This window comes from Agromyces soli (genome assembly GCF_022811605.1).
Classification (GTDB): domain Bacteria; phylum Actinomycetota; class Actinomycetes; order Actinomycetales; family Microbacteriaceae; genus Agromyces; species Agromyces soli.
The window spans coordinates 1,568,137-1,593,894 of record NZ_CP094533.1 but is presented as its reverse complement, the minus strand read 5'-3'; the positions used below and the strand labels follow the sequence as shown (position 1 = coordinate 1,593,894).

Below are 25,758 nucleotides of genomic sequence, written 5' to 3'. Positions count from 1 at the left end.
GCTCACGGCGCGTCCCACAGGTAGAAGCCCTCACCGCTCTTGCGGCCGAGGCGGCCCTCGGCGACCATCCGCCGCAGCAGCGCCGGCGGTTCGAAGCGCTCGCCGAGCGTGCTCGCGAGGTACTCGGCGATGCCGAGCCGCACGTCCAGCCCGACGAGATCGGTGAGCCGGAGCGGCCCGACGGGATGCTTGTAGCCGAGCGTCATCGCCCGGTCGATGTCCTCGGCGGAGGCGACGCCGGCTTCGAGCATGCGGATCGCCTCCAGCCCCAGCGCGACGCCGAGCCGCGAGGACGCGAAGCCGGGGGCGTCGGCCACGACGATCGGCGTCTTGCCGAGCGCCTGCACCCACGACTGCGCCTCGACGACGAGCGTCGCGTCGGTGGCGTCGCCGCGCACGAGCTCGACGAGCGCCGATGCCGGCACCGGGTTGAAGAAATGCATGCCGAGGAAGCGCTGCGGCCGGTCGAGGAGCGCCGCCAGCTCGTCGACGGAGATCGAGGAGGTGTTCGTCGCGAGGGCGGCGTCGGGCGCGAGCACGGCCTCGACGCGGGTGAGGGCGTCGGCTTTCAGCGACAGCTCCTCGGGGACCGCCTCGACGACGAGCCCGCACGCGGCGAAGTCGCCCACCTCGGTGCTCGTCGCGAAACGCGCGTTGTAGGCGCCGGCGGCCTCGTCGGCCGTGCCGCGCTCGATCGAGACGGCGACGGCGTCGCGCACCCGCCGCGCGGCGGCCTCCGCCGCGTCGGTGTCGCGCTCGACGACCGTGACCCGGGATCCGGCGAGCAGGAAGGCGTGCGCGATGCCCGCGCCCATCCGGCCGCCGCCGAGCACCCCGACCGCGGCGGGGGCGCCGCCGACGCCGCCTTCCCGTACGTGTGCCGCCTCCGGCATCCGTTCCGCCCCGCTCATCCGTTCCGCCGTTCCAGGAACTCGGTCATCCGCCGGAACTTCTCCGGGCTCTCGAACAGCGCCGCCTGCTCCTCGAGGTCGACGGCGGGGTGCGCCGCGCGCGGCGCACGGAACACGCGCTTCGTCGCCATCGTCGCCGCGCGGTCGTTGCGGGCGATCCGGTCGGCGAGCGCGTGAGCGGCGGGCAGCAGCTCCTCGGGCGGATGCACCGCCGAGACCAGGCCCATCGCGAGGGCTTCCTCGGCGCCGACGGCGCGGCCGGTGAGCAGCAGCTCCATGGCGCGCGCGTCGCCGACGATCTCGCGCAGCCGCCAGCTCGCACCGGCCGCGGCGAGGATGCCGAGCCCCGTCTCCGGGTTGCCGATCTTCAGCGCCGGGGTGCCGAGCCGCAGGTCGGCGGCGTAGGCCAGCTCGGCCCCGCCGCCGAGCGCGTAGCCGTCGAGCGCGGCGATGACGGGCATCGGCAGCTCGGCGACGCGGACGAAGGCGTGCGCGTTGATGCCCTTCCGTGCGTCGTCGGCCCGGCGCTCGCGCAGCTCGGCGATGTCGGCGCCCGAGGCGAACACGCCGCCCGCGCCCGTCAGGATCAGGATGCGCGGCTCGGCCTCGAGCTCGGCGCAGAGCTCGTGCAGCTCGTCGATCATGGCCTGGTCGATCGCGTTGCGCTTCTCGGGGCGGTCGAGGGTGGCGACGACCCGGTCGTCGAGGCGCTCGATGCGGAGCACGCGGCCGCCGGCGGCACTCATCGCACGGACTCCAGGATGACGGCGGACCCCTGGCCGACCCCGACGCACATGGTGGCCAGGCCGTAGCGGGATCCCTCGCGCTCCATCCGGCCGAGGAGCGTGACGAGCAGGCGCGAACCGGAGGAGCCGAGCGGATGGCCGAGCGCGATCGCGCCGCCGTCGGCGTTCACGCGCGCCTCGTCGAGGCCGAGCCGGCGGATGCACGCGATCGACTGCGTCGCGAACGCCTCGTTCAGCTCGATCGAGCCGATCTCGTCGAGGTCGATCCCCGAGCGCTCGAGCGCCTTCTCGGTCGCGGGCACGGGGCCGAGGCCCATGATCTCCGGAGCGAGCCCGGCGCTCGTGCCGACGACGATGCGGGCGCGCGGCACGAGCCCGTAGCGTTCGACGGCGGCGCCGCTCGCCACGACGATCGCGGAGGCGCCGTCGTTCAGCGAGCTGGAGTTTCCCGCGGTCACGACCGAGCCGCCGGCGACGACGGGGCGCAGCCCGGCGAGCGCCTCGAGGGTCGTCTCCGGCCGCGGCCCCTCGTCGACGAGCACCTCGCCGGTGCGGGTCGGGACGCCGACGATCTCGGCCTCGAAGCGCCCGGCGGCGATGGCCGCGGCGGCGCGCTGCTGCGAACGGAGGGCGAAGGCATCCGCCTGCTCCCGGGTGATGCCGTCGACCCGCGCGACCTCCTCGGCCGTCTCGGGCATCGCGTAGGTGGCCTTGTCGCGGGCGAGCAGCTCGGGGTTCGGGAAGCGCCAGCCGATCGAGGTGTCGTAGGCGGCGCCGGGCTTCGCCCAGGCGCGCTCGGGCTTCTGCTGCACCCAGGGGGCGCGGGTCATCGATTCGACGCCGCCGGCGACGATGAGCTCGGCGTCGCCCGCCCGGATGGCCTGCGCGGCCATCGTGACCGCCGACATGCCGGAGGCGCACAGGCGGTTCACGGTGATGCCCGGCACCTCGTCGGGCAGGCCGGCGAGCAGCACGGCCATCCTGGCGACGTTGCGGTTGTCCTCGCCGGCCTGGTTGGCGGCGCCGAGGATGACCTCGTCGAGCTCGCCCGCCTGATCGGCGCCGATGCCGGCCCGGGCGACCGCTTCGCGGACGACGAGGGCGGCGAGGTCGTCGGGGCGGACGCCGGCCAGCGCGCCGCCGTAGCGTCCGACGGGCGTGCGCACGCCTCCGACGAGGTAGGCCTCGGCCATGCGGGTCTCCTGACTGCGTTGTCTGCGACGGCGGTGCGCCCGTTCGAATTCCTGACCGAGCGTTCGGAAAGTAATTATGGCATGCCCAGCCCCGCCCCGCACGCCCACCCTCGAAACCGACTTGCCCGACTTTCATGAAAGTCGGGCAAGTCGGCACCAGGGCGGCGGGAGACGATCAGTCGAGCAGGTCGACGCCCTTCGTCTCCTTCACGAGCGAGACGCCGATGAGCGAGATGACCGCCGCGATCGCGATGTAGAGGCCGATCGTCCACGAGGCGTGGAAGGTGTTCATGAGCGCCTCGGCGATCATCGGCGCGAAGGCGCCGCCCAGGATGGCCCCGAGCGCGTAGCCGATCGAGACGCCCGAGTACCGCACGTTCGCCGGGAACATCTCGGCGTAGAGCGCCGCCTGCGGGCCGTAGGACAGCCCGAGCCCGAACGTCATCACGAACAGCGCGACGAAGTACCAGACGATGTTGCCGGTGTCGATCAGGAACCACATCGGCACCGCCCACAGCGCGAGGAACACGTAGCCGATCTGGAAGGTGCGCACCCGGCCGAGCCGATCGGACAGGCGACCGCCCCAGAGGGTGAAGATCAGCCAGCCGAACGAGGCGAGCGTCGTGGCGAGCAGCACGGTGGGACGGTCCATGCCGAGCGCCGCGACGGCGTAGGTCGCGAAGTACGCGATGAGGAGGTACCCCGCGGCGTTGTTCGCGATGAAGATGACCGCCGTGAGCAGCACCTGCTTGGTGTTGCGGCGGAAGAGCTGGCCGAGCGGGGCCGAGGACTCCTTGCGGCGGCGCAGCAGCTCCTCGAAGACGGGGCTCTCCTCGACGGCGCGGCGGATGACGTAGCCGACGACGATGAGCACGATCGAGAGCAGGAAGGGGATGCGCCAGCCCCACTCGAGGAACGCCTCCGGCGACATCGAGCTCGTCAGCAGCCAGAGCGTGAACGTCGCGAGGATCATGCCGACGGGCACGCCGATCTGCGGGAACGCGCCGAAGAAGCCGCGCTTGCCGTTCGGGGCGTGCTCGACGGCCATCAGGGCCGCGCCGCCCCACTCGCCGCCGGCCGAGAAGCCCTGCAGGATGCGCAGCAGGATGAGCAGCATCGGCGCGGCGATGCCGATCGCCGCGTACGTCGGCAGCACGCCGATGAGCGCGGTCGACAGGCCCATCATGATGAGCGTGAAGACGAGCATCTTCTTGCGGCCGAGCTTGTCGCCGAGGTAGCCGGCGACGATCGCGCCGAGCGGGCGGAAGAGGAAGGAGATGCCGATCGTCGCGAAGGACAGGACCTGGGCGAGGCCCGGGTTCGACTCGGCGACCGGGGCGAGGAAGAGGGGCGCGAGCACGAGGCCGGCCGCCTGGGCGTAGATGAAGAAGTCGTACCACTCGATCGAGGTGCCGACGAGGGTGCCCGCGAGCACCTTCCGCTCCTCGGGGGACATCCGCTCGGCGCGAGCGGGATCGGTGACAGCTGTCGACATGCGAACTCCGTTGTTCGTTCGGGCGGGGCCGGCACGGGGGATGCCGGGCAGGGACCCCTGGCAGGATCATGGGACATTTCCTGACCGATTGTTCGGTCGGGAATCCCGAGCGTAGCGCATGCGCGCCCCGTCCTGGAAGTACCGCCACCGTCCTGGAAGGCCATCCCAGGGCAAGCAAGACGGCAGTATTCGTGGGTCGAGGCGGCTGCGCACCCGCACAGACCGACCGCTTTCGCCCTTGTCCCCGCCGACTGAATCGGCTGTCAGCGGGATCGGGCAGGCTGGATGCCATGACCGAACTGCGCACCGCCGCCCTCGACGCCCTCCGCGAGCTCGTCGGCCGCGACGACGTCGACTTCCACGACGGCCAGTTCGAGGCCATCCGCGCCCTCGTCGAGGAGCGCCGCCGCGCCCTCGTCGTGCAGCGCACCGGTTGGGGCAAGTCGGCCGTCTACTTCGTCTCGACCCTGCTGCTGCGCCGCGCCGGCGCGGGCCCCACCCTGCTCGTCTCGCCGCTCATCGCGCTCATGCGCGACCAGATCGCCGCAGCCGAGCGCGCCGGAGTGCGCGCGGTCGCCATCAACTCGACCAACGCGCACGAGTGGCGCGAGGTCGAGCAGCGCCTCGCCGACGACGAGGTCGACGTGCTGCTCGTCTCCCCCGAACGGCTCAACAACCCCGCCTTCCGCGAGACGCAGCTGCCCCGGCTCGTCGAGCGCATCGGCCTGCTCGTCATCGACGAGGCGCACTGCATCAGCGACTGGGGGCACGACTTCCGGCCCGACTACCGGCGGCTGCGCGAGCTCATCGCGCGCATGCCGGCCGGCGTGCCGGTGCTCGCGACGACGGCGACCGCGAACAGCCGCGTCGTCGCCGACGTCGCCGAACAGTTGGGCGCGACCGTCGCCGACGACTCGGGCCGGCTCACGACGGGCGGGGCGGATGCCTCGGCCGAGGTGCTGACCATCCGCGGGCCGCTCGCCCGGGCCTCGCTGCGCCTCGGGGTGCTCGAGCTGCCCGACTCGCCGAGCCGGCTCGCCTGGCTGCTCGGCCATCTCGACGAGCTGCCGGGCTCGGGCATCATCTACACGCTCACGGTCGCCGCGGCCGTCGACACCGCCCGGCTGCTGCGCGAGCACGGCCACGAGGTCCGCGCGTACACGGGCCAGACCGACCCCGACGAGCGCGCCGAGTCCGAGGGCATGCTGAAGCGCAACGAGGTCAAGGCCCTCGTCGCCACGAGCGCGCTCGGCATGGGCTTCGACAAGCCCGACCTCGGCTTCGTGCTGCACCTCGGCGCACCCTCCTCGCCCGTGGCCTACTACCAGCAGGTGGGCCGCGCGGGGCGCGCGACCGACAACGCCGACGTCCTGCTCCTGCCCGGCGTCGAAGACCGCGACATCTGGCACTACTTCGCCACCGCATCCATGCCCGACGAAGACCGCGCGAGCCGCGTCATCGCCGCCCTCGGCGAGCAGCCCGTGTCGACGCCGGCGCTCGAGGCGATGGTCGACATCCGCCGCACTCCGCTCGAGCTGCTGCTCAAAGTGCTCGACGTCGACGGCGCGGTGCGCCGGGTGCAGGGCGGCTGGGTGGCGACCGGCGAGCCGTGGGTCTACGACGCCGAGCGCTACCGCCGCATCGCGGCCGAGCGGGTCGCCGAGCAGCAGCACATGCTCGAGTACGAGCGCACGACCGAGTGCCGCATGGCCTACCTGCAGCGCAGCCTCGACGATGACACCGCGACCCCGTGCGGGCGATGCGACACCTGCGCCGGGCCCTGGTACCCGGCCGCCATCGCCCAGGAGGCGACGGCAGCCGCCCGTGGCGCGCTCGACCGGGTCGGCGTCCCGATCGAACCGCGCGCGCAGTGGCCCACGGGCGCCGATACGCTCGGCGTGCCGGTCAAGGGCCGCATTCCCGTCGAGGCCAGGGCGGCCGAGGGGCGCGCGCTCGCCCGCCTCACCGATCTCGGCTGGGGCGGCGTGCTCCGCGAACTCTTCGCCGCCGGCGCACCCGACCAGCCCGTGCCTCCGCGCGTGCTCGACGCCTGCGTCCGCGTGCTCGCCGGCTGGGGCTGGGCCGAGCGCCCGGCGGCCGTCGTCGCGATGCCCTCGCGCTCGCGCCCGCAGCTCGTCGACTCGCTCGCCCGCGGGCTCGCCGAGATCGGCCGGCTGCCCTATCTCGGCGCGCTGCAGCCCGTCGGCGGCGGACCGAGCGGCGAGCCCGGCGGCAACAGCGCGTTCCGGCTGGCCGGCGTGTGGGGGCGCTTCTCGGCCGACGGCCTCGAACTGCCCGACGGCCCGGTGCTGCTCGTCGACGACCAGGCCGACAGCCGGTGGACCCTCACGGTCGCCGCCCGCACCCTGCGCGAGGCGGGCGCTGCAGAGGTACTGCCCTTCGTGCTCGCGCTCCGGGGCTGAGGCGGGCCCCGCCGCGTCGCCCCCGGCAGACGAAGAACCCGTCCGCAGCCCTGCTCGGGTGCGGACGGGTTCGTTCGGAGGCAGGTCGCCGGGCGGGCGACGCGCCTACTCGGCGGGCGTCTCGCCCTGCTCGACGGTTGCGTCGTCAGTCACCTCGTCGTCAGCCGGCTCGGCAGAAACCAACTCGGCAGCAGCCGCGACCGGCGCCGCGACCTCGACCGGCCCGAGGTCGAACAGGAGCTCGTCGCCGAGCCGCACGTCCTCGAAGTCGACCTCGATCTCGGCGCGGTCGAGCAGCTCGTTCATGCGACGCTGACGGTTGCGCGGGATGAGGGTCACGACCCGGCCCGTGCGACCGGCGCGGCCGGTACGGCCGGAGCGGTGCAGGTAGGTCTTGTACTCGTCGGGCGCGTCGGCCTGGATCACGAGGTCGATGTCGTCGACGTGGATGCCTCGGGCCGCGACGTCCGTCGCGACGAGCACGTCGACGCGGCCGCTCGTGAGCTGCTGCAGGTTGCGCGTGCGGCGCGACTGGTTCAGGTCGCCGTGCAGGGCGACGGCGCGCACGCCGGCGTCCTCGAGGTGCTCGGTGAGGTCCTCGGCGAACGCGCGGGTGCGCGAGAACACGAGGGTCTTGCCGTCGCGGTCGGCGAGCTGGGCGACGATGTCGCGCTTGTCGCGGTTGTCGATGACGAAGACGCGGTGCTCGATGGTGCCGGACGCCTGGTCCTCACCGGCGACCTCGTGCACGGCCGGGTCGACGAGGAACTCCTCGACGAGGGCGGCCACGCCGGTGTCGAGCGTCGCCGAGAACAGCAGCTTCTGGCCACCGTCGCGGGTCTCCCGGAGGATGCGCTGCACCGGCTCGAGGAAGCCGAGGTCGCACATGTGGTCGGCCTCGTCGAGCACCGTGATGCGGATGTCCGAGAGGTCGAGGTGGCCCTGGGCGAGCAGATCCTCGATGCGGCCCGGAGTGCCGATGACGATGTCGACGCCCCGGCGGAGCGCACCGACCTGGCGGGCCTGCGGCACGCCGCCGTAGACCTGCGTGGTGAAGAGCCCGACCGACTGGGCGATCGGCTGCACGGTGCGGTCGATCTGGAGGGCGAGCTCGCGGGTCGGCGCGAGGATCAGGGCGCGGGGCGCGCGACCCATCTGGCGCTTGCGGCGGCCGTCGGGGCCGTTCTCGACGTCGCGCTGCTGCTCCGCCCAGAGCTGCATCAGCCGCTCGACGGTCGGCGCGCCGAAGGCGATCGTCTTGCCGGAGCCGGTGCGGCCGCGACCGAGCACGTCGCGGCCCTCGAGCACGACGGGGATCGTCGCCGCCTGGATCGGGAACGGCGACTCGGCGCCGAGCTCCTTCAGGGCGCGGACGATGTTGCCGCCGAGACCGAGCTCGCCGAAGCCGATGCCGTCGACCGCGTCGGCCTGGATGGCCTGGGCCTCGAGACGCTCGAGCACGACGTCGTCCTCCGCGGTGAAGCGGCTGCGCTCGTCCTTCGCCGGGTAGAACGCCGAGGGACGGCGCTCCGAGTCGCGGAAGCCGGGGCGGTCGAAGGACCGCGCGGGGCGCTCGTCACGATCGAAGCGGCGCGGCGCACGCTCGTCACGATCGAAGGAACGACGCGGACGGTCGTCCCGATCGAACGAACGCGCGGGACGCTCGTCCCGATCGAAGCGGCGCGGCGCACGCTCGTCCCGATCGAACGAACGACGCGGGGCGCGGTCGTCGCGATCGAAGGAACGACGCGGACGGTCATCCCGATCGAACGAACGCGCGGGACGCTCGTCCCGATCGAAGCGGCGCGGCGCACGCTCGTCACGATCGAAGGAACGAGCCGGACGGTCGTCACGACGCGGCGCACGATCATCCCGATCGAAACGACGCGGAGCCCGGTCGTCACGATCGAAGGAACGAGCCGGACGGTCGTCACGACGCGGCGCACGATCATCCCGATCGAAACGGCGCGGGGCCCGGTCGTCACGACGCGGGGCACGATCATCCCGGTCGAAACGACGCGGAGCCCGGTCGTCCCGATCGAAGCGACGCGGAGCGCGCTCGTCACGATCGTACGAACGAGCCGGACGGTCGTCCCGATCGAACGAACGACGCGGAGCCCGGTCGTCACGATCGTACGAACGGGCCGGACGGTCGTCCCGCCCGTCCCGCTCGGAGCGGTGCGGTGCGCGGCCGCTCGCGGTGCGCTCGTCGCGCGTCCAGCGCGGCTTGCGCTCGGAGGGCTCCTCGGGGCGGTAGCCGCGGTGACCGGGGCTGCGCGAGCCGGGCTTGCCGCTGCCGGCCGGGCGACCGGCGCGGCTGCTCTTCGCGTACGAGGGGTCGAAGTCGTGGGCTCGTCCGCCCGCGGGCTTCTTGTTCTTCGGCATGTGGTGCTTCCTGGGTTGTATTCGAGTACATGGCGGTGCCGCCGCGAGGCGCGGCACACCGAGAACCCGGGAGCATCGTCGACCGGGGCCGTTCACATACGGTGACTATCCGCAGCCTGATGCTGCGGAACCGGCCCTCAGGACTCACAAACCCATCCGCGCACAGCGCGGTGTCCAGAACCGACCCGCCAACGATACCCGATCGCCGCTGGGAAAGCGCCGGGCATCCGCGCCGAGCGCCGAAATCCCGCGGAAACACGCGGCGCGTACCCTCGCCGCGTGACCAGCACCGTGACCGTCCGCATCGAACCGCCCCGCCAGCCGGAGGTCGAGCGCCTCCTCGCCGGCAGCAGTGAGTACTCCTTCTCACTCGGCTACCCGCCCGAGGCCTGCTTCCTGCTCGACGTCGGCCAACTCGAGCAGCCGGGTGTGCGGCTCTTCGTCGCCCGCAACGGGTCGGGTGCCGCGCTCGGCATCGCCGCGCTCGTGGTGGGTGGTCACGCGGACGACGAGCACGCGGCCGACTTCGCCGGGCGCGGCGAGCTCAAGCGCATGTACGTCGACGAGCGCGCCAGGGGGCTCGGCATCGCCGGTCGCCTGCTCGACGCGATCGAGGCGGATGCCGCGAGCCGAGGCATCCGCGAGCTCGTGCTCGAGACCGGCACGCTGCACCTGCCCGCCCAGGCGCTGTACGCGAAGCACGGCTACCGGCCCGTCCCGCTGTTCGGCCCGTACGTCGGCGAGGAGTACAGCATCTGCATGGCGAAGGCCCTGACTTCGCGTTCGGCCGACGCGGAGGTAGCATCGCTGCACCCCTGAACCCGGAGCCCCCGTGACCCGCACTCGATCCTCCGGCGGTCGCGGCGGGCGCACGCGCCTGGTGCTGGTCGCCGCTGCCGCCCTCGCCGGCGTCGCCGTGACCGGCGTGCTCTCCGGCTTCCACCTGCCGCTGCAGCCCATCGACCCCGACGCCGCGGAGTCGCGCAGCGAGCTCACGAGCGTCGTGCCGATCGGCATCCGCACCTTCGAGGCTCCGGCCGATCTCGTCGTCGACGAGGACCTCGCGTACGGCGTGCGCGAGGACGGCACGCTGCTCACGCTCGACGTGTGCCGCCCCGCGGACGCGCTCGCGGCGGTGGAGGGCGGAACGGATGCCGCGGCGGGCGCGCTGCCCGCGGTCGTCTCGATCCACGGCGGCAGCTGGGCCCGCGGCGACAAGGCGAACGCCGACTGGCGCAACGTCTGCCTCTGGCTCGCGAGCGAGGGCTTCGTGGCCGTCTCGGTGAACTATCGGCTCGTGCCCGACGCGGTGTACCCCGCGCAGCTCGACGACGTGGCGCTCGCGGTCGAGTGGCTGCGCGAGCCCGAGCAGCTGGCGGAGTTCGGCATCGATCCCGGGCGCATCGGCGCCTTCGGCGGTTCGGCCGGCGGCAGCCTGGCCGCACTGCTCGGCACTCGCGGCGACGGGCCGCTCGACACCGGCTCACGGGTGGCGGCCGTCGCCGAGCTGTCCGGCCCGCTCGGGCTCACCCGGCGCGCGCTCGACACCGACGGCGCCTCCCCGTGGCTGCGATCCGTCGTGGCCGACTACCTCGGCTGCGAACCGGGGGACGCCGCGTGCGGGGCGGCGGCCGAGGCGTCCGCGGCGACGCATCTGGATGCGAGCGATCCGCCGGTGTTCCTCGCCCAGTCGGATGCGGAGGTCATCCCGCTCGGGCAGCAGACCGCGTTCGTCGCGGCGCTGGAGGCGGCCGGGGTCCCCGTCGAGTCGCTCGTGGTGCCGGGGTCGGCGCACTCGATCGGCATCCTCGACGCGCCGATGCGCGCGCGGGTGGCGGCGTTCCTGCACGCGGCGCTGGACCGGATGGCCCGCTGAGCCCGTGGTTCGCTGAGCTCGTCTTGGTTCGCTGAGCCCGTCGAAGCGGACCCCTCGCTTCGACGAGCTCAGCGAACCAAGACGAGCTCAGCGAACCACTTGCTACTCGCCGCCGATCATGGCCGCCCAGGGGTAGTTGAGCTGCACGGCGGCGGTCGGCGCCCCGGTCAGCCCCTTGCCGAGGAACACCGCGTTGTACGGGGTGTAGATCGGCAGCCAGGTCGGGTCGGCGATCTCGATCGACTGGGCCGCGATGAGCGAGGCGGCCCGCTCGGCGTCGTCCGAGCTCGCCCGCGAGGCGTCGATCGCCTGGTCGAACTCCGCGTTCGACCATCCCGAGAGGTTGAAGAAGTTGTCGCTCTCGAGGTACTGGTAGATCTGCGTCGGGTCCGGGAAGTCTGTCTGCCAGAGCGAGAAGATCAGGTCGATGCCGTCGCGGGCGGCCGGGTCGCTGTAGAGCGCGTTGTAGCCGTCGGCGGGCAGCGACGTGAGTTCCGCCTCGAGTCCGATCGCTTTCGCGGCGCGCTGCACCTCGGCGCCGATGATCGGCATCTCCGCCTGCGAGTTCGTCACCGCGATGGTGAGGGTCTCGCTCGGCACGCCGGCCTCGGCGACGAGCGCCTTCGCCTCCTCGAGGCCGCCGCTCGCGTTCGCGATCTCCTGGTACGCCTGCTCGAAGTCCTCGCGGGCGAAGCCCCAGGTGCCGGGCGAGGCGGGTGCGGCGAGCGGGTCGGCCGCGCCGGCGACGGCGGCGGCGATGATGCCCTCCCGGTCGATGCTCATCGCGAGCGCCTGCCGGATGCGCGGGTCGGCGAGCGCGCCGTCGAGGGAGGTCACCATCGCGACGTAGCTGCCGGAGGTGCGACCGAAGGCGAGCGTGCCCTGCCCGCCGCCCTGCAGTCGGGCGAAGCCGGAGGCGGGGACGCCCCAGGTGCCGTCGACCTCGCCGGAGAGCAGCGCGTTCACCCGCGCGGCGGGGTCGCGCACGAAGGAGAAGTCGACCTCGGCGACGAGGGAGGGCAGCGAGTCGTCCCAGTAGTCGTCGAAGCGCTCGAGGGTGATCGCCTCGCCGGCGCGCCAGGAGGCGAGCGAGTACGGGCCGGTGCAGTCGATGTCGGAGCCGGGGGTGCCGAAGTCGGTGCCCTGCGCCTCGGTCGACGCCTGGTTCACGATGCGGCCGGCGCCCGTGGCGAGCGCCTGCGAGAGCGTCTGGTCGGGGGCTGTGAGCGTGATCGTCACCTCGTTCGGCGCGGTCGCGACGATGTCGGCGACGTTCGCGTAGACGGCGGTGTGGAACGAGCCGAGCTCGTCGCTGCGCGAGCGGTTCAGGCTGTAGACCACGTCGTCCGCCGTGAGCGGTGCGCCGCTGTGGAAGGTCACCCCGTCGCGGAGCGTGTAGACGAGGGTCAGCGGGTCGGGCTGCTCGAACGACTCGGCGAGCGCGGGCTCGATCGTGAAGTCCGGCGCGATGCGCATGAGGCTCTCGCAGACGTTCGAGAGCACCTCCATCGGCGGGAAGTCGTTCGGGTAGATGGGGTCGAGCGAGGACGGCTCGGCGTAGAGCGCCCAGTCGAGGCGCTCGACCTGGGTGCTCGGGGCGGGCAGCGACTCGGTGAGCTCGGGGGCGGTGCCTTTGGAAGGGGACGGGCCGGCGGCGGTGCAGCCGGCGAGGAGCACGGCGGCGGCGAGGGCGGCGGCGCCCCCGGCCAGTCGCGGCGTGCGGCGGGACATCGACATTGATCTCTCCTTGCGGGGGATGCGGGACGGACGGGCCGTCACGCGAGCTGACGGAGGAAGGTGCGGCGATCCCGGGAGACCTGATCGGGGTCCCATCCGGGGCGGGGCACGCTGCTGAGGAGCAGGCGTGTGTACGGGTGCTGCGGATCGCGCAGCACCCGGCTCGTCTCGCCCGATTCGACCACCTCGCCGCGGAACATCACGATGAGCTCCTCGGTGATCGAGCGGACGACCTCGAGGTCGTGGCTGACGAAGACGATGGCGACGCCGGTGTCGGCGCGGATGCGCGCGAGCAGCCGGAGGATCTGCGCCTGCACTGAGACGTCGAGCGCGCTCGTCGCCTCGTCGAGGAGCAGGAGGCGCGGGGATGCCGCGAGCGCCCGGGCGATCGCGACGCGCTGCCGCTGCCCGCCGGAGAGCTCGCGGGGCAGGGCGCGCCGGGCCCGCTCCGGCAGGTCGACCTGGTCGAGCACCTCGCGGCGGCGGGCGGTGCGGGCGGCGCCGCGGAGTCCGCCGTGCAGCGTGATGATCTCGTCGATCGCCTCCTCTGGGGTCTGCCGCGGGTCGAGGCTCTGGTACGGGTCCTGGAAGACCATCTGCATGATGCCGGCGCGCTCGTGCCGGGCCCGCCGCGTGGTGCGGGCCTCGAGCTCGGTGCCGGCGACGACGATGCGGCCGGCGTCGGGCTGCTCGATGCCGGTGATGAGCCGGGAGAGCGTCGTCTTGCCGGAGCCCGATTCGCCGACGACGCCGAGCGAGCCGCCCTGGGCGAGCTCGAAGGAGACGTCGGTGACGGCCTTCACGCGGCCGTGGTCGTAGCTCTTGCTCAGCCCGTCGACGGTGAGGATGCTCATGCGGCGCCTCCGATCGGCATCGGCGCCTCGGCGTCGAGCCGGGAGGGCATCGCGTCGAGGAGCTTGCGGGTGTAGGGGTGCTCGGGTCGCTCGAAGACCTCGAGGGCGGGGCCCTCCTCGACGACGACGCCGGACTGCATCACGTGGATGCGGTCGCAGCTCGCCGCGGCGAGGTCGAGGTCGTGGGTGACGAAGACGATCGCGAGGCCGCGCTCCTCACGGAGGCGGCGCAGCAGGCCCATGATCTCGGCCTGCGTGGTGACGTCGAGTGCGGTGGTGGCCTCGTCGGCGAGCAGCAGCCGGGGTTCGGTGGAGAGCGCCGAGGCGATCATCACGCGCTGCAGCATGCCGCCCGAGAGCTCGTGCGGGTAGCGATCGGCGAGCGTCTCCGGGTCGGGCAGGCCGACCTCGTCGAGGAGCGAGACGACCTGCTGCGCGGCGCGGGCGCGGCTCCAGCCGCGGGTGCGGCGCAGGCCGTCGGCGACGAACGCGCCGATGCGCTGGTACGGGTTCACGTGGGCGCGGGGGTCCTGGAAGATCATCGCGGCGATCTCGCGGCGCACGCGCAGCACCTCGCGACGGCCCGCCCCGACGAGCTCCCGCCCGGCGACCCGCACCGAACCGGTGAGCCGGGCCCCCTTCGGCGCGAGGCCGACCGCGGTGCGAAGCGTCATCGACTTGCCCGAGCCGGATTCGCCGACGAGGCCGACGATCTCGCCGGCGGCGCAGCTGAGGCCGACGCCGTCGAGGATGCGCACGGCGGTCTCGCCGGCGCCGACGTCGAGGCGCAGCTCCTCGGTCGCGAGCACCGGGCCATCCACCATCTGCTTCGAGCCGCTCATGCGCTCGTCCTCCTCACGCGCTCCGCGATGCCCTCGCCCAGCAGGCTGAAGCTGACGACGGCGATGACGATGACCGCGCCGGGCGCGAGCGCCGGGGCGGGCGAGCCCTGGATCAGGGCGGCCTGGCCGGCCGCGACCATGGCGCCCCAGTCCGCCTCGGGCGGCTGCACGCCGAAGCCGAGGAAGGAGAGGCCGGCGAGGTCGATCATGGCGTAGCCGAAGCACAGCGTCGCCTGGGCGAGCACGAACGGGGCGATGTTCGGCACGAGGTGCAGCGAGGTGATCCGCCAGGCCGACATGCCCTGCAGTTCGAGCGCCCGGATGTAGGGCGTCTGCCGCTCGGCGAGCGCGACGCTGCGGGTCGTGCGCGCCATGTACGGGATGTACGCGACGGCGAGGGCGACGACGGTCGAGGCGAGGCCCGGGCCGAAGACGGCGACGATGAGGATGGCGAGCAGCACGCCGGGGAACGCGAAGAGGATCTCGACGAAGCGCGAGGCCGTCGCGTCGACCCAGCCGCCGCGCCACGCCGACAACACGCCGACGGTGACGCCGATGAGGGTCGAGCCGAGCACGACGCCGAGCGGGCCGAGGAGCGAGATCCGCGCGCCCCAGATGACCCGGGAGAGCACGTCGCGGCCGGCCTCGTCGGTGCCGAGCAGGTGGGCCGCCGAGGGCGGCTGCAGCGCGTCGATCAGGGAGACCTGGTTGGGGTCGTAGGGCGCGATGACGGGGGCGAGGATCGCGACGAGCACGAGCACGCCGAGCGCGATGACGGCGGCGAGCGTGAGCGCGTTGCCGCGGTGGCGGATGGCGAGCCAGGAGCGCCGCGTGAGCAGGTGCGTCGAGCGCGTCTCGGTGGTGGGGAGCGTCACCGTGCGCCTCCCTTCGCCCGGGCGCGGGGTTCGAGCACCGGGTAGAGCAGGTCGACGACGAGGTTCGAGAGCACGAACACGGCGACGATGATGAGGATGACGGCCTGCACGACGGGGAAGTCCTTCACGTTGACGGCCTGCACGAGCAGCGAACCGATGCCGTTCAGGCCGAACACCGTTTCGACGATCGTGGTCGTCACGAGCAGGCCGGAGATGACGAGGCCGGCGAGGGTCACGACGGGCACGATGCCGCCGCGGAACGCCTGCCCCCACACCACGCGGGAGGAGGAGAAGCCGCGCACCCGGGCGGTCTCGACGTACTCCTTGCCGAGGGCGCCGATCATCGAGGTGCGCGTGGTTCTCAGCACGAGCGCGGCGGAGGAGAGCGCGAGCGCGACCGCCGGCAGGGTCAGGTGCCAGAGCCGGTCGCCGAAGCCCTCCCCCGCGCCGAACGCCGGGAACCAGCCGAGGGTCACCGCGAACAGCGAGGTGAGCGCCATCGCGACGACGAACGACGGGGTGGCCATCGCGACCGTGCTGACGACGATCGCGGTGCCGTCGACGCCGCCGCGCTTGACCGCGGCGAGGACGCCGACGAGCACGCCGACCACGAGGATCAGCACCGCGGCGTAGCCGACGAGCATCGCCGTCGTCGGCACCCGGCTCGCGATGAGCTCCGCAACGGGCTGGCGGAACTGGATCGAGAGGCCGAAGTCGCCGTGCACGACGCCGCCGAGCCACAGCACGTACTGCGACAGGAACGGTTCGTCGAGGTGGTACTGGTCGCGGATGGCCTGCAGCGTCTCCGCCGTCACCGAGTTGCCGCGCACGAGGAAGGACTCGGGCGAGCCGGGCGCGAGGTACATGGCGCCGAAGACGATGAAGGAGGTCGCGAGGAGCACGAGGGCGAGGGATCCGACGCGCCGCGCGAGCGGGAGCAGCCAGGCGCTCATCCGGCGGCCCCGATCATCGCCGCCCACGGCGAGTGCAGCTGCACGTAGGAGGCCGGGGCCCCCGTGGCGCGGGCGTTCAGGAACATCGTGTTGTAGGGCGCGTAGAGCGGGATCCAGAGCGACTCGTCGACGACGATCCGCTGCGCCTCGACGATGGATGCCGCGCGCTCCGCGGGGTCGGACTGGGTGCCCGCCTGCGCGATGAGGGCGTCGTAGTCGGGGTTCGAGAAGCCGAAGAAGTTGTAGAAGTTGCCCGTCTCGAAGTAGCGGTACATCTGCAGCGGGTCGGCGAAGTCGGTGCCCCAGGCGGTGAGGTAGAGGTCGATGCCCTTCCGCGCCTCGGCGTCGGTGTAGACGGCGTAGTACTGGTCGACGGGGACCGAGCTGATCTCGACGTCGAGGCCGATCTTGGCGGCGGCCGATTGGATCTCGGCGCCGATCACGGGCGTCTGCGCCTCGGCGCTCGTCGTGGCGAGCACGATGGGCTCGGTGGGCGCCGTGGTGGTGGCGAGCAGTTCCTTCGCGGCATCCAGGTCGAGGGTCGCCGAGTCGATGTCGTCCCAGGCGGCCTGGAACGCGTCGCGCTCGTAGCCCCAGGTGCCGGGCACCGCGGGGGCGCGCTGTTCCTGGCCGGCGCCGGCGATGGCGACGTCGATGATGGCCTGCCGGTCGATGACCATGGAGAGGGCCTCGCGCACGACGGGGTCGGCGAGGGGGCCGGTGGGATCCATCACGATCGCGTTGTAGCCCTGCGTGCTCGGCCCGTAGGAGACGGTGCCGACGCCGCTGCCCGAGAGCCGGGTGATCGCGGAGGGGGCGACCTCCCAGGTGCCGTCGAGCGAGCCGGAGAGCAGGCCGTTGACGACGGCGGCGGGGTCGCGGACGATCGCGAACTCCACGGTCTCGGTCTTCGCCCGCAGCTCGGGGTCGAAGTAGTCGTCGTCGCGGACGAGGGTGATCGTCTGGCCGGAGTCCCAGCTGTCGAACGCGTACGGGCCGATGCAGTTCACGCCGCCCTGCGGCGTGCCGTAGCGCTCGCCGAGCTCCTGCACGGTGGCGGCGCGCTCGACGATGCCGGCGGGGCTCGACATGTAGGCGTTGAACAGCTCGTCGGGGGCGCTCAGGGTGACGGTGACCTCGAGCGGCCCGGTCGCGGCGATCGAGGCGACGTTCGCGAACGCGCCGGACCAGAACGAGCCGGCGGCGGGGTCGAGGTGGCGCTGCAGGCTGAACACGACGTCGTCGGCGGTGAGCGGCGAGCCGTCGTGGAACCTCGCCCCGTCGCGCAGGGTGTAGACCCAGGTGGTCGCGTCGGGGTGGTCGAAGGACTCGGCGAGCGCGGGCTCGAGCGAGAGGTCGGGGGCGAGCCGGAGCAGGCCCTCGCAGACGTTCGCGAGGATCGAGCCGGTGGTGTTGTCGGCGTTGTAGATCCAGTCGAGCGAGGCCGGCTCGCTCGAGACGGCCCAGGTGATGCGGTCGAGCTCGCCGGCGGGGGCCGGGGTGAGCTCGACGACCTCGACGGCCGCGTCGCGCCGTTCGGGTGCCGCGGGCGACGCGCATCCGGCGAGCACGACGACGGCCGCCGCGCCTCCTGCGATCATGGCCCGTCTGGCGGCCTTGGCTGTGCGCCTCATCACTGCTCCTCACCTCGTCGTGGGTACGTGCGATCGACGGCGTAGCTGGTGCGGTCGGGGGATTCCGCCTGCGGTGGCCGATGGGGGCCGTCTGCCGATGAGTAAACACGGCGGCCTGGATCGCTGTCAAGGGAATGGAACGTTCTTTTTTTCGAATGGAACGTTCCTTTTCGTCTCGGCATGGGCTACCGTGAGGTCCGGCGACGACGTGGTCCGGTGGCTTCCCGGCACGTCGAATCCGTGATGCGAAGGAGCGAGACGTGAGCCAACCGTGGATCCTGATCACCGGCAACGGCGGGTTCGGCGACACCGCCGAACGAGCCGATCTGCGCTACCCGGTCAACCCGAGTTCCGAGCTCGCCGCCGAGCTCGACGGCGAGACCGTGGCGGGGCACCTGCTGGTCGGCCGGAGCCTCGCCTGGCACCGCCACCCCGCCGAGGCGCTCGCCCCGATCCTCGACGAGGCCGGCACGCCCCCCGCCGTCATCCTCTCCACCGGGGTGTTCTCCGGTCGCAGCACCGTTTCGATCGAGCGCATCGCCGCGAACGTGCAGGACTTCCAGTTCGCCGACGACGACGGCTACCGCCCCGCCGGCGACCCCGTCTACACCGACGGCCCCACGGCCTACCTCGCGACGGTGCCGATCAAGGCCATCACGCACGCGATCCGCGAGCGCGGCATCCCCGCCCTCCTCTCGAACTCCGCGTCGACCCACGGCTGCAACGCCGTGATGTACACCGCGCTGCACCTCGTGGCCGAGCGCGGCCTCGGCAGCCGCGCCGGGTTCATCCACCTGCCCGACACCCCCGGTCACGTCGCGAGCCTCGGCAGCAACGGCCCGAGCATGGACCTCCGGCTCCAGGCCGAGGCCGTGCGCATCGCCGCCGCCGCCGCGATCGCGAACCCCGACGGCGACCTCGACGCGCCCGCGAACGAGTGGGAGTGGTGACCGGCATGCCGACGGACGCCCCCGCCCTCCTCGTCACCGGCGCCGCGCTGCACGGCCGCCCCGGCGAGCACGATGCACTGCTCCGCGACGGCGCCGTCGCCGCGATCGAGCCGAGCGGCTCCATCGGCGCGGCCGCCCTCGCCGAGTGGGCCGAACGCGCCGGGGCCGAACGCCTCGACGCGCGCGGCGGCCTCCTCGCCCGCGCCTTCGTCGAACCGCACCTGCACCCCGACAAGTCGTTCAGCCTCTCCGAGCTCGACCCCGCCGAGGCATCCGGACTCGACCACTTCGCCCGCTCCAGCCGCATCAAGGCCGGCTTCACGCCGGAGCGGGTCGCCCGCCGCGCCCGCCGGGCGTTCGAGCTCGCCGTCGCGAACGGCGTCACCCGGCTGCGCGCGAACATCGACATCGACTCCATCGCCGGCCTCCGCGGATTCGAGGGCGTGCTGCAGGCGCGCGAGGAGGTGCGCGGCATCCTCGACGTCGACCTCGTCGCCTTCCCGCAGGAGGGCCTCGGCCGCGATCCCGGCGCGCTCCCGCTGCTCCGCGAGGCGCTGCGCTCGGGCGCGGACCTCATCGGCGGCTGGCCCAATGTCGAGGAGGGGGACGCCGAGCAGCGCGCCCACGTGCGCACGGTGTTCGAACTCGCCGAGGAGTTCGACGTCGACGTCGACATCCACGCCGACTGCTGGCTCGACGAGCGCGAGCGGATGCTCGAGGTCGTCGCCGAGGAGACCATCGCCCGCGGCTACCAGGGCCGCGTGCTCGCGAGCCACTGCTGCGGCATCGAGCGCTACTCCGAGGAGGACGCCCTCCGCGTCGCCGCCCGGGTCGCCGAGGCCGACGTGCGCGTCGCGATCATCCCGCTGAACCTCGTCGACGGCGGCCCGCGCGGGCTCTCCCGCCCGCACGAGCTGCGCCGGGCCGGCGCCGAGCTCGTCGTCGGCAGCGACAACCTGAACGACGGCTGGTACCCGCTCGGCACGCTGAGCCCGCTCGACCGCGCCTACATGACCCTCGTCGGCGGCGGCTACGGCGACGACGACGTCGACCTCGTCTGGCACATGGTCACCTCGGGCGCGGCGCACGCGCTCGACGATCGCGGCCGGGCGGATGCCGAGGCCTGGCGCGCCCCGGACGTGACGGCGGGCATGCCCGCCGACCTCGTGCTGCTCGGCGCCCGCGACCGGCTCGAGGCGCTCCGCCGCCCGGGCGGCCCGCTCACCACGATCAAGGCCGGGCGCATCGTCGCCCGGCGGAGCGTCGACGAGGCGATCGCCGGAGCCGACGCCCGGCTCGCGGCGGGGGCCGGCGCATGAGCCGCGCCGAGCTCGCGGTCGTCGGCGAGCGGGTGCTCCTCGGCGACGAGCTCGTGCCCGCCACGGTGCTCGTCGAGGGCGGCCGGATCACGGCCGTGCGCCGAGGGGCCGACCGCGAGGTCGACGCCGAGCGCGTCTTCGACGCCGGCGACGACGTCGTCTCCCCCGGCTTCGTCGACCTGCACGTGCACTTCGACAACCCCGGCGACGACCTCGCCGCCGACTACCGCATCGGCACGGCGAACGCCGCGCTCGGCGGCTGCACCTTCGTCATCGAGCACCCCTTCACGACCCCGCCGACGACCACCGCCGCGCGCTATGCGGCGAAGTCCGAGCTCGGCGCGCACGGCGCGATCGTCGACTTCGGCCTGTGGGGCGCGCTCACCGGGCCGGGGCTCGGCGAGCTCGGCGGGCAGCGCGAGCTCGGCGCCCCCGGGTTCAAGGCGTTCCTGCCCGAGAACGACATGGACTACCCCTCGGCGAGCGACGACGACCTCCGCCAGGGGCTCGCCGAGACCGCGCGGCACGGCGGGCTCGTGCTCGTGCACGCCGAGGACCGCGAGGGGCTGAGCGCCCGGATCGCCGCCGAGCGCGCCGCCGGCCGCACCGACTACGCGGCCGTGCTCGACGCACGCAGCCCCGAGCTCGAACTCGAGGCGGTGCGCCGCGTTCTCGCGATCGCCGAAGAGACCGGCGGGGCCGTGCACTTCGTGCACCTCTCGCTGCCGGAGGCGGTCGACCTCGTCACCGCGGCACGGGAGCGCGGCGTCCCCGCGAGCTGCGAGGTCACCGCCCACCACCTGTTGCTCGACGCCGAGGACTTCCTGCGGCTCGGCTGGACCGCGCTCTGCGCACCGCCGCTGCGCGCTCGGCCCGAGGTCGAGGGGATGTGGCGGCGGCTCCGCGACGGGGCGATCGATGCCGTCGTGTCGGACCACTGCGTCTACTCCGTCGCCGACAAGGCCGTGGCCGAGCACGACGCGCTCGGCGGCCCGTTCGGCATCCAGAGCGCCCGCGAGTTCGCGCCCCTCTTCCTGGACGAGGCGCTGCGGCGCGGCTGGACGCTGTCCGAGGCGCTCGCCCTCGTCACGAGCCGCCCGGCCGAGCGCTGCGGCGCGGCGCCCGCGAAGGGGCGCATCGCGCCCGGCGCGGACGCCGACCTCACGGTGCTGCAGCTCGGCGAGGCCCGGCCGGTGCAGGCGTCCGGCCAGTTCGGACCCGACCGCTGGTCGCCCTACGAGGGCCGGCCGAGCACCGTCCGGGTGCGCGCGACGGTCGCCCGCGGCGAGTTCGTCGTGCTCGACGGCGGACTCGTGACCGACCGGGGGCCCGGCGCCTTCGTGCCGCTCGCGGTCCCCGCGCCAGCGAGGAGCTCCGCGTGAGCGGGCCGGGCGCGAGCAGCGCCGCGTCCGGGCTCCGGCGCCCGAGCACGCTGCCGCCCGTCAGCGACGCCGACCTCGACCGCGGGGCGCGCGAGCTCATCGACATCTGCCTCGCCGTGAGCGCGAGCGACCGGGTGCTCGTCCTCACCGACGAGGCGACGCGGGAGCTCGCCGAGCGCATCGTCACTGCCGCGGCCCGCGTCGCCGACGAGGCCCGGCTGCACCTCGTGCCCGGGCTCGACGACGACTACCCGGCCGCCTTCGCCGAGATCGAGCGGGCGATCGCCGCGCACCGGCCCACCGTGACGGCGTTCGCCGCGCGCGACGGCGACGACCGCCTCGCCTGGGACGAGCGCTTCTGGGCCCGGCTCGATGCCGTGGGCGCCAGGCACGCCCAGCTCACGGCGCTCGACCGGCCGAGCCTCGGCATCGGCCTCGCCGCCGACTACCGCGAAGTGGCCCGCTTCAGCGAGCTCGTCCGCACGCGGCTCACCGACGCGACGACCGCCGAGGTGCGGAACGCCCTCGGCACGGACATCCGCTTCACCCTCGACCCTGACCGACCCTGGACCGCGTTCACCGGGCTCTACCACGCGCCGGGCGAGGGCGGCCGACTGCCGCAGGGCGAGGTGTTCTGCTCGCCGATCGGCGCCGACGGCGTCATCGCGGCGAGCGTGCTCGGCTACCCCTTCAACGCCTCGACCGGCCTGCTCGCCGAGCCCGCGCGCTTCGAGGTGCGCGGCGGGCGGCTCGTCGCGCTCGACCACCCCGACGCGGAACTCGCCGCGCGGCTGCGCGCCTGGTTCGACCGCGACGAGCACGCCGGCCGCATCGGCGAGTTCGCCGTCGGCACCAATCGCGCCTGCACGGCGCTCAGCGGGAACCTCCTCTTCGACGAGAACGTGCCCGGCTGCCACATCGCCCTCGGCCATCCCTTCGGCGACTACACCGGCGCGCACTGGCACTCCGAGGTGCACGTCGACCTCGTCGTCGAACGCCCCACCATCACCGTCGACGGCGCACCGCTCCTCGTCGACGGCCGCTACCCCGACCCCCTTCCGGCCGATTGGAGCCCCGAGTGACGAGCTACCGCAACGACTACCTGAGCGCGAGCCGCGGCCGCGTCGGCGACCGCTACTACCTGATGACGCCCGACACGATGGTCGAGAACACGCTGCCCGGCCTGCCGCCGTACGCCGCGACCGTGCTCGCCGCACCGCAGGGCAGCCCCGCCCGCTTCGGGCAGTACCTGCTGCAGCTCGAGGCCGGCGCCGCGAGCACGCTCCCGCAGGGCTCGGGCTTCGAGAACTTCCTCATCGCGCTCGACGGCGGGCTCCGCGTGCGCTCCGCCGGCGAGGAGTGGCTGCTCGAGGACGGGGGCTACCTCTTCCTCCCCGAGGGCCGCACCTTCGAGCTCGAGGCCGTCGCGGCCTCCCGCGCCCTGTGGGTGAAGAAGCGGTACCTCGCCGTCGAGGGCGTCGAGGCGCCGCCCGTCGTGGCCGGCCGGCTCGGCGACATCATCGGCATCGACGACGACGGCATCGACGGCAGCTACGGACAGCTGCTGCCCGACGACGAGCGCTTCGACCTCGCGATGAACGTGATGCGGTTCCAGGGCGGCGCCCGGTTCCGCATGGTCGAGATCCACCACCAGGAGCACGGCCTCTACCTCCTCGAGGGCGGCGGCGTGTACCACCTCGACGGCGAGCACGTCGACGTGCAGCAGGGCGACTTCATCTACATGGCGCCGTACTGCACGCAGGCCTTCACCGCGACCGGCCCCGAGGCATCCGCCTACCTGCTCTACAAGGACGTGAACCGCGATGGCTTCTGAGACCGCCCAGCTCATCGTGCGCGGCGCCCGGCTCGACCGGGACGCCGCGGGCACCGGCGCGCCGGCCGGCGCGCTCGTGGACGTCGTCGTCCGCGACGGCGCGATCGCCGCGATCGGACCGGATGCCGCGGCCGGCACGGCCGCCGACGAGGTCATCGACGCCGATGGCGGCCTCGTGACCACCCCGTTCGTCGAGCCGCACAGCCACCCCGACAAGGTCTACAGCCGGCAGCGAATCGCCGAGCTCGGGCTCGTCGCGCACGGCCCCCGCCCCGTGCTCATGCAGCGCCAGCGCGACCTCAAGGCGGCGTTCACCGTCGACGACGTCGCCGAGCGCGCCGGCCGCTTCCTGCGCGCCTCGGCGCTCGAGGGCGTCGGCCTCCTCGCCGGGCAGGCCGACATCGACTCGGTGACCGGGCTCGCCTCGGTGGAGGGGGTGCTGCGCGCGCGAGCCGAGTGCGACGGCGTGATCGAGACCGTCGTCACCGCGTTCCCGCAGGAGGGCATGGTCGGCGACGCGCGCGCCTACGGGCTCGTCGCCGAGGCTCTCGCGATGGGTGCGGACCGCGTCGGCGGCTGGCCCAACAACGAGGCCGACGACGAGGCGCGGCTCACGCACCTGCGGCTCGTCTTCGAGCTCGCCGAACGGTTCGGCCGGCCGATCGACATCAACGTCGACTACTTCACCGACCCGAGCGAGCGCCTGCTGGAGCCGCTCGCCGAGCTCACCGTCGCGTACGGCATGCAGGGGCTCGTCAACGCGAACCACGTCGGCGCCCTCGAGACCTACGCCGACGCCGACGCCGCCCGCGTGATCGAGAAGGTCGCCGAAGCGGGCATCGCGATCACCGTCTGCCCGTCGAACCTGCAGAGCTCGTACCCGTACCGCGGCGTCTCGCGGCCGAACGAGCTGCTCGATGCCGGGGTGACCGTGACGATCGGCACCGGCAACCACGAGGACAACTGGGAGTCGCTCGGCACCCTCGACCCGCTCGAGCGGGCCCGCTTCGCCTGGCACGCGCTGCCCCTCGCCGACCGCGCGGGCGAGGGCGTGGACGACGCCTGGCGGATGGTGACGAGCTCGGCCCGCGCCGCCGTCGGCCGGCCGGCGCCGCGGCTCGAGGCGGGCGCGGAGGCCTCCTTCGTCGTGCTGGCCGCGGGCAACCGCCTGCACGCGCTGCGCAATGAGGCGGGATCGCGCTGGACGGTGCGCCGCGGCGCGCTCGTCGCGTCGCGCCGCGTCAGCACCGAGCTCGTCTACAGTTGATGGCGTTCCCCGCGCCTGGTGCCGACGGAGAGGTCGAGGTCCATGACGGAGCGTGATCAGCCGGCGACGAAACGCGTCACCATCCACGACGTCGCCCGCGAGCTCGGCCTGTCCACGAGCACGGTCTCGGCCGCGCTCAACGGCAGCGGCAAGCTCCGCCAGTCGACCAGGGACCGGGTGCAGCGCACCGCGGACGAGCTCGGCTACCGGCCGAGCCGCGCGGCGCTCGCCTTCCGCCTCGGCCGCACCGGCACGATCGCGTTCGCCCTGCCCTCGGTCGACGAGGGCGCGGTGCCGATGCTCGACCTCGACTTCTACATGACCGCGGCGCGCGCGGCCGCGACGAAGGCCTTCGAGGCCGGGTACGCGCTCACGCTCACGCCGCCGACGGTCACGAGCGAGGACGGCTGGCGGCTCATCGGCGCCGACGGGGTCGTGCTCTGCGACCCCGTGCGCAACGACGAACGGCTCGCCGCGCTCGAGCGGCTCGGCACGCCGGTCGTCACGGTGGAGCGGGATGCCGCGCGCCCCGACTGGCCCTACGCCGTCACGAGCGATCACGGCGAGAACATGCGGACGCTGCTCGACCACCTGCACGAGCAAGGCGCCCGGCGGATCGCGCTGATCAGCGCCGACGCGAGCTGGTCGTGGGCGGAGGAGAGCGCGGCGGCGTACCGCGACTGGGCGGCCGAGCACGGGATGCCGGAGGTCGTGCGGCTGATCCCCCTCGACCACGCCCACAACGACCCCTACGAGTCGACGCTCGCTCTGCTGCGCGGCACCGAGCGCCCCGACGCCGTCATCGCGACCGCGGAGCAGTACCGCGAGGGCGTGCTGCGGGCGGCCCGGGACGCCGAGGTGCGGATCCCCGAAGACGTGCTCGTCGCCGTCGGCATCGACAGCCCGGGGTCCGAACGACACGACCCGCCGCTCACCGCAATCGACCTGCAGCCGGACCGGCAGGCGGAGCTCGCCGTCGGCATGCTGCTGCGCCGCATCGAGGGAGAGCCGATCGACGGCCCGCTGCTCTCCGACGCGGTGCTCCGGGTGCGCGGCAGCACGGCGCGCCCGGCCCGCTGAGC

The 25,758-nt window shown here is 73.4% G+C and carries 20 protein-coding genes and 1 pseudogene; 10 read left to right on the top strand and 11 right to left on the bottom strand.

Annotated features, from left to right (window positions below; translation table 11 throughout):
• Positions 1 to 2: 2 nt before the first annotated feature.
• The 4 genes from MTP13_RS07665 to MTP13_RS07650 all read right to left on the bottom strand — a co-directional run bounded on the left by MTP13_RS07665 (position 3) and on the right by MTP13_RS07650 (position 4,345).
• Positions 3 to 893, bottom strand: coding sequence for a 3-hydroxyacyl-CoA dehydrogenase family protein (locus tag MTP13_RS07665; RefSeq protein ID WP_243570946.1), 891 nt, complete (start codon positions 891 to 893; stop codon positions 3 to 5).
• 14 nt (positions 894 to 907) lie between these two features.
• Positions 908 to 1,657, bottom strand: coding sequence for an enoyl-CoA hydratase/isomerase family protein (locus tag MTP13_RS07660; RefSeq protein WP_243570472.1), 750 nt, complete (start codon positions 1,655 to 1,657; stop codon positions 908 to 910).
• Positions 1,654 to 2,850 carry an acetyl-CoA C-acyltransferase gene (locus tag MTP13_RS07655; RefSeq protein WP_243570471.1) on the bottom strand — a complete coding sequence of 399 codons (1,197 nt, stop codon included), beginning with the start codon at positions 2,848 to 2,850 and terminating at the stop codon, positions 1,654 to 1,656. The genes MTP13_RS07660 and MTP13_RS07655 overlap by 4 nt, the downstream gene beginning before the upstream one ends.
• A 175-nt stretch (positions 2,851 to 3,025) precedes the next feature.
• Positions 3,026 to 4,345, bottom strand: coding sequence for an MFS transporter (locus MTP13_RS07650; protein ID WP_243570470.1), 1,320 nt, complete (start codon positions 4,343 to 4,345; stop codon positions 3,026 to 3,028).
• Between the two features lie 290 nt (positions 4,346 to 4,635).
• Between MTP13_RS07650 and MTP13_RS07645 the strand changes: the two genes are divergently transcribed.
• Positions 4,636 to 6,768, top strand: a complete 2,133-nt coding sequence (locus tag MTP13_RS07645) for a RecQ family ATP-dependent DNA helicase (protein WP_243570469.1) — start codon at positions 4,636 to 4,638, stop codon at positions 6,766 to 6,768.
• A gap of 225 nt (positions 6,769 to 6,993) precedes the next feature.
• Here the strand turns inward: MTP13_RS07645 and MTP13_RS07640 are convergent.
• Positions 6,994 to 9,153 (bottom strand): annotated as a pseudogene (locus MTP13_RS07640) (DEAD/DEAH box helicase); the annotation flags it as partial.
• A 279-nt stretch (positions 9,154 to 9,432) separates the two neighbouring features.
• Between MTP13_RS07640 and MTP13_RS07635 the strand changes: the two are divergent.
• Both MTP13_RS07635 and MTP13_RS07630 read left to right on the top strand, forming a co-directional pair.
• Complete coding sequence (locus MTP13_RS07635) at positions 9,433 to 9,972, top strand: GNAT family N-acetyltransferase (RefSeq protein WP_243570468.1); 540 nt, start codon at positions 9,433 to 9,435, stop codon at positions 9,970 to 9,972.
• Between the two features lie 13 nt (positions 9,973 to 9,985).
• On the top strand, positions 9,986 to 11,029 hold the full coding sequence (locus MTP13_RS07630; protein WP_243570467.1) for an alpha/beta hydrolase: 1,044 nt from the start codon (positions 9,986 to 9,988) through the stop codon (positions 11,027 to 11,029).
• Between the two features lie 102 nt (positions 11,030 to 11,131).
• Here the strand turns inward: MTP13_RS07630 and MTP13_RS07625 are convergent, their stop codons facing one another.
• Genes MTP13_RS07625 through MTP13_RS07600 form a run of 6 tightly spaced genes read right to left on the bottom strand, consistent with a single transcriptional unit; the run spans position 11,132 to position 17,924 of the window.
• Complete coding sequence (locus MTP13_RS07625; protein WP_243570466.1) at positions 11,132 to 12,766, bottom strand: ABC transporter substrate-binding protein; 1,635 nt, start codon at positions 12,764 to 12,766, stop codon at positions 11,132 to 11,134.
• 38 nt (positions 12,767 to 12,804) lie between these two features.
• On the bottom strand, positions 12,805 to 13,620 hold the full coding sequence (locus MTP13_RS07620; RefSeq protein WP_243570465.1) for an ABC transporter ATP-binding protein: 816 nt from the start codon (positions 13,618 to 13,620) through the stop codon (positions 12,805 to 12,807).
• Positions 13,617 to 14,462: an ABC transporter ATP-binding protein gene (locus tag MTP13_RS07615; RefSeq protein ID WP_243570464.1), complete on the bottom strand. Its 846-nt coding sequence runs from the start codon at positions 14,460 to 14,462 to the stop codon at positions 13,617 to 13,619. Before MTP13_RS07615 ends, MTP13_RS07620 begins: the two co-directional genes overlap by 4 nt.
• Complete coding sequence (locus MTP13_RS07610) at positions 14,459 to 15,337, bottom strand: ABC transporter permease (RefSeq protein WP_189083386.1); 879 nt, start codon at positions 15,335 to 15,337, stop codon at positions 14,459 to 14,461. Before MTP13_RS07610 ends, MTP13_RS07615 begins: the two co-directional genes overlap by 4 nt.
• Entirely contained in the window at positions 15,334 to 16,290 is a 957-nt protein-coding gene (locus MTP13_RS07605) for an ABC transporter permease (RefSeq protein WP_243570463.1), read from the bottom strand. Before MTP13_RS07605 ends, MTP13_RS07610 begins: the two co-directional genes overlap by 4 nt.
• Positions 16,287 to 17,924, bottom strand: coding sequence for an ABC transporter substrate-binding protein (locus MTP13_RS07600; protein ID WP_243570462.1), 1,638 nt, complete (start codon positions 17,922 to 17,924; stop codon positions 16,287 to 16,289). The genes MTP13_RS07605 and MTP13_RS07600 overlap by 4 nt, the downstream gene beginning before the upstream one ends.
• A 260-nt stretch (positions 17,925 to 18,184) precedes the next feature.
• Between MTP13_RS07600 and MTP13_RS07595 the strand changes: the two genes are divergently transcribed.
• Genes MTP13_RS07595 through MTP13_RS07565 form a run of 7 tightly spaced genes read left to right on the top strand, consistent with a single transcriptional unit; the run spans position 18,185 to position 25,756 of the window.
• Entirely contained in the window at positions 18,185 to 18,874 is a 690-nt protein-coding gene (locus MTP13_RS07595) for a pyroglutamyl-peptidase I (protein ID WP_243570461.1), read from the top strand.
• Positions 18,875 to 18,879: 5 nt separating this feature from the next.
• On the top strand, positions 18,880 to 20,193 hold the full coding sequence (locus tag MTP13_RS07590) for an amidohydrolase family protein (protein WP_243570460.1): 1,314 nt from the start codon (positions 18,880 to 18,882) through the stop codon (positions 20,191 to 20,193).
• Positions 20,190 to 21,575: a dihydroorotase gene (locus MTP13_RS07585; protein WP_243570459.1), complete on the top strand. Its 1,386-nt coding sequence runs from the start codon at positions 20,190 to 20,192 to the stop codon at positions 21,573 to 21,575. The genes MTP13_RS07590 and MTP13_RS07585 overlap by 4 nt, the downstream gene beginning before the upstream one ends.
• Positions 21,572 to 22,657 carry an aminopeptidase gene (locus tag MTP13_RS07580; RefSeq protein ID WP_243570458.1) on the top strand — a complete coding sequence of 362 codons (1,086 nt, stop codon included), beginning with the start codon at positions 21,572 to 21,574 and terminating at the stop codon, positions 22,655 to 22,657. Before MTP13_RS07585 ends, MTP13_RS07580 begins: the two co-directional genes overlap by 4 nt.
• Positions 22,654 to 23,409, top strand: coding sequence for a (S)-ureidoglycine aminohydrolase (allE, locus tag MTP13_RS07575; protein WP_243570457.1), 756 nt, complete (start codon positions 22,654 to 22,656; stop codon positions 23,407 to 23,409). The genes MTP13_RS07580 and allE overlap by 4 nt, the downstream gene beginning before the upstream one ends.
• Positions 23,399 to 24,676: an amidohydrolase family protein gene (locus tag MTP13_RS07570; RefSeq protein ID WP_243570456.1), complete on the top strand. Its 1,278-nt coding sequence runs from the start codon at positions 23,399 to 23,401 to the stop codon at positions 24,674 to 24,676. The genes allE and MTP13_RS07570 overlap by 11 nt, the downstream gene beginning before the upstream one ends.
• 42 nt (positions 24,677 to 24,718) lie before the next feature.
• The gene (locus tag MTP13_RS07565; protein ID WP_243570455.1) at positions 24,719 to 25,756 is read left to right on the top strand and encodes a LacI family DNA-binding transcriptional regulator; all 1,038 of its coding nucleotides are present in this window, start codon (positions 24,719 to 24,721) and stop codon (positions 25,754 to 25,756) included.
• Positions 25,757 to 25,758: the final 2 nt, after the last annotated feature.